Annotated in this window: 5 protein-coding genes; 2 read left to right on the forward strand and 3 right to left on the reverse strand. The window is 69.2% G+C overall.

Going from position 1 to position 3,447, the window contains the following annotated elements; translation table 11 throughout:
* A partial coding sequence (locus VLK61_RS26200; RefSeq protein ID WP_325425551.1) for a citrate synthase occupies nt 1–738 on the reverse strand: 738 nt, incomplete at its 3' end.
* A gap of 201 nt (nt 739–939) precedes the next feature.
* Between VLK61_RS26200 and VLK61_RS26205 the strand changes: the two genes are divergently transcribed.
* Nucleotides 940–1,896 carry a Bug family tripartite tricarboxylate transporter substrate binding protein gene (locus VLK61_RS26205; protein WP_325425553.1) on the forward strand — a complete coding sequence of 319 codons (957 nt, stop codon included), beginning with the start codon at nt 940–942 and terminating at the stop codon, nt 1,894–1,896.
* Between the two features lie 28 nt (nt 1,897–1,924).
* Complete coding sequence (locus VLK61_RS26210) at nt 1,925–2,878, forward strand: 2-hydroxyacid dehydrogenase (protein WP_325425555.1); 954 nt, start codon at nt 1,925–1,927, stop codon at nt 2,876–2,878.
* Between the two features lie 35 nt (nt 2,879–2,913).
* Here the strand turns inward: VLK61_RS26210 and VLK61_RS26215 are convergent, their stop codons facing one another.
* Together VLK61_RS26215 and VLK61_RS26220 are read right to left on the reverse strand one after the other, a co-directional pair.
* Nucleotides 2,914–3,069, reverse strand: coding sequence for a hypothetical protein (locus tag VLK61_RS26215; RefSeq protein ID WP_325425557.1), 156 nt, complete (start codon nt 3,067–3,069; stop codon nt 2,914–2,916).
* Nucleotides 3,066–3,447, reverse strand: a 382-nt coding sequence (locus VLK61_RS26220) for an enoyl-CoA hydratase/isomerase family protein (RefSeq protein WP_325425559.1), incomplete at its 5' end; no start/stop codon positions are given. The genes VLK61_RS26220 and VLK61_RS26215, both read right to left, overlap by 4 nt.

Consider the following 3,447-nt stretch of genomic DNA (forward strand, 5'->3'; position numbering starts at 1 on the left):
TGGACCCGAGAAGGTCGTCAGGCCGGCCAGCAGGCAGGCGGGCAGCGAGGCCCCGGTCGATGCCGTGATGCGCGCGGAAAACGCCGAGCTCGTGATCTCGTGGTCCGCCAGCAGGACCAGGGTCTTGCGAATCAGGCCGGCCACTGCGCGCGGCTGTGCCCAGCCGCGCGCCAGCCTGTCATGCAAGGGCCGAGCGGCATCGTCGGGCGCGCCGAACGCGCTTGCCAGGCGCCCGACCAGGACGGCCGACTCCTCCTGCAACACCTTGGCGGTGCGGCCCCGCGTCGAATGTCCGCTAGCGGTCAGGGTCGCCAGCTCGGTGAAGGCACGAACCCGACCGGGCGGCATGGCGGGAACCGGACCCGAGACAGCCGTGAAGACCAGCGGATGATCCGATGCCCAGAGCAGCGACGCGGCGTCCTCCAGCGTCGCCGTGGCAGACAGTGACACGGCATCGATGCCGCGGTAGTACAGGCGGCCGCCGGCAAATGTCGATATCGACGTCGGAATGCTCGGCTCGGCACCGAACAAGGTGGTCGCTGCCAGCGTCTCGCGGGTCCTGCCGCTGACCTTGCGTCGGACCAGGTTGGCCACGTCTTCCGAGCGATACAGGCTGCGCCGGGAGTCCTCCGGGTCCGGGCTGACCGTTATGCGTCCGCGGCTGACGTAGGCGTAGACAGTCTGCGGGCGAACCCCCAGCTGGCGCCTCGCCTCTTCCAGCGTCATCCACGTTGCCATCGCACGATCTCCTGCCATTCAGCGCCCCTGGCGACATCATATTGACGACAACGATCAACATCAATTCCGAGCCATCTCAACGATTTCGCGTTTCCGTTGCTCAGTGCAGGAAAGTTCGGGGCGTATTGATATTGATGATCAATATTGACGATGTGCGGCAGCCTTGCCTAGCATGGTGACATCCCAACGAAGACAAGCGCCATGACCATCGCCCGCCTCGTTGCCGCCGTGAGCTTCTGTGCCGTGCTGTCGCAGCCGGCGCTGGCGGACAACTTTCCGGCCAAGCCGATCACCCTCGTCATCGGTTCCAGCGCCGGCAGCACCACCGACGGGCTGGCTCGCGCCATCGGCCAGGAGATCACCGCCGCCACCAAAGTGCCGGTGATCGTCGAGAGCAAGGCAGGCGCCAGCGGCGGCATCGCGGCACAGGCCGTGGCGCGTGCGCCGGCCGACGGCTACACGCTGTTCATCACGACAAACACGACACAGGCCGCGAACCCTCACCTGTTCCGCAAGCTGGCCTACGACCCGGTGAAGGACTTCACGCCGGTCGGCGCGCTCGTGAAAGGTTATCTGCTGCTGGTGACGCATCCGAACGTCAAGGCCCACAACGTGGCCGAGCTGATCGCCTTCGCGAAAACGAAGCCGCTGACCTTCGGTGCTGGCAGCTCGTCGGCGCGGGTGGCGTCGGAGCTGTTCCAGCAGATGACGCAGACCCAGCTGACGCATGTGCCGTACAAGGCCAACCCGCCGGCGATCGTCGACCTGGTCGGCGGGCAGATCGACGTGATGATCGTCGACCTGACGACCAGCCTGCCGCAGGTCAAGGCCGGCAAGCTGAAGGCGCTGGGCGTCAGCAGCCCAATGCGCTCGCCGCTCGCCCCCGAACTGCCGACGATCGCCGAGGCCGGCCTGCCCGGCTACGAGATGAGCTACTGGAACGCGGTCTACGCCCCGGCCGGCACGCCGGCACCGATCGTGCAGCGCATCAACGAGCTGATGCAGCGCGCCCTGGCCACCGACAGCGTGCGCCGCTTCGTCGAGCAGAACGGCATGGAGCCATTCACCTCCACCCCCGCGGAGTTGGCCAGTTTCCAGGCCGCCGAGTACAAGCGCTGGGGCAGTGTCATCAAGGCCGCAGGCATAGCCCCCGAGTAAACCGTCGTCTAGCACCCCAGGGCCCGCCATGAAGCCGCACATCCTGCAACTGAATCCCATCCTCGTGCCGTCGATCAACCAGCGTCTCGACGCGCTCTACACCGTGCACCGCCTGTACGAGCAGCCCGACGCGGACGCCTGCATCAGCGTGCACGGCGCCTCGATCCGCGGCGTCATCACCGGCGGCCACACCGGCATCACGCGAGCGCTGATGGAACGGCTGCCGGCGCTCGAGATCGTCGCCGTCAACGGCGTGGGCACCGACGCGGTCGACCTGGACTACGCGCGTGCCCGCAGCCTGCCGGTGACCGGCACCTTCGGCGCGCTGACCGAGGACGTCGCCGACCTGGCCATCGCGCTGCTGCTGTCCACCTGCCGCAACGTTTGCGCGGTCGACCGCTTCGTGCGTTCGGGCGCGTGGGTCCGCCATCCTCAGCCGAGCGCGATCCCGCTGGCACGCCGCTGCAGCGGCATGCGCGTGGGCATCGTCGGCCTCGGGCGCGTCGGCCGCGCCGTGGCAACGCGGGTCAACGCCTTTGGCTGCCCCGTGCGCTACACCGATCTCCAAGCGATGCCGGACGTCGCCTGGGCCTATGAGCCGGAGCTGCGGCAGCTCGCCCGCGACAGTGACGCGCTGATCGTCTGCGCCGCCGCCGACAAGGCCGAAGGCCTCATCGATGCGGCGGTGCTCGACGCGCTGGGGCCGCAGGGGTTCCTCGTCAACGTCGCGCGCGGCCGCCTGGTGCGCGAGGCCGACCTGGTGCGGGCACTGCGCGAGCGACGCATCGCCGGCGCGGGGCTGGACGTGTTCATCGACGAGCCCCATGCACCGCCGGCGCTGTTCGAGCTGGACAACGTCACGCTGCAGGCGCATCGCGCGAGCGCCACGGTCGAGACGCGCACGGCGATGGGCGAGATGGTGCTCGCCAGCCTGGCGCAGGCGCTGGCCGGCGAGCGGCCGACGCACAGCCTGACGACGTAGTCGAACGAAGGTCAGGCTTCACGGCATCGCGACAGTCACCCGGCCTCTCCCTGCGCCGGCCATGCGAAGGCCAGCGGCTGCTTGTCGAGAAAGCGGCGCAGCGCCTCCTGGTGCTCCGGGCTGCCGAAAGCCAGCGCCTGCGCATTGGCCTCGGCGTCCAGCAGCGCGGCCAGCGCGCCGGGGTCGCTCATCGTGCGAAGCCGGCGCCGTAGGCCGCGCCGTCCACCGCGGCAATGACCGGCCGGTCCAGCGTCAGCAGCTCGGCGATCCAGCGCTGCGTGCCGTGCATGCGCTCGCGCCAGCCGGCCCCGTCGAGCTGTGCGGCGGCAATGCCGCGCAGGTCGCCGCCGACGCAGAAGTGGCCGCCGGCGCCGGTGATGATCAGCGCGCGGATCTCGCGCTCGGCGCGCACACGTTCGATCGCCTGCGCCAGGCCATCGCGCAGCTCGGGCGTGAAGGCATTGCGGCTGGCCGGGCTGTCGAGGGTGACCAGGGCCGTGCTGCCCTGCAGTTCGAAGCGCACGCTCATCGCTTGTCCATCGCGCGGGCGATGATCTCCTTCATCACCT

Origin of the sequence: Aquabacterium sp. (genome assembly GCF_035476535.1) — a bacterium.
In the GTDB taxonomy this organism is placed as follows: domain Bacteria; phylum Pseudomonadota; class Gammaproteobacteria; order Burkholderiales; family Burkholderiaceae_C; genus Pseudaquabacterium.

Bases quoted from the DNA above. Each gene is read 5' to 3' on its own strand.
- VLK61_RS26205 (WP_325425553.1), top strand. From the start codon at position 940: ATGACCATCGCCCGCCTCGTTGCCGCCGTGAGCTTCTGTGCCGTGCTG.
- VLK61_RS26210 (WP_325425555.1), top strand. From the start codon at position 1,925: ATGAAGCCGCACATCCTGCAACTGAATCCCATCCTCGTGCCGTCGATC.
- VLK61_RS26215 (WP_325425557.1), bottom strand. From the start codon at position 3,069: ATGAGCGACCCCGGCGCGCTGGCCGCGCTGCTGGACGCCGAGGCCAAT.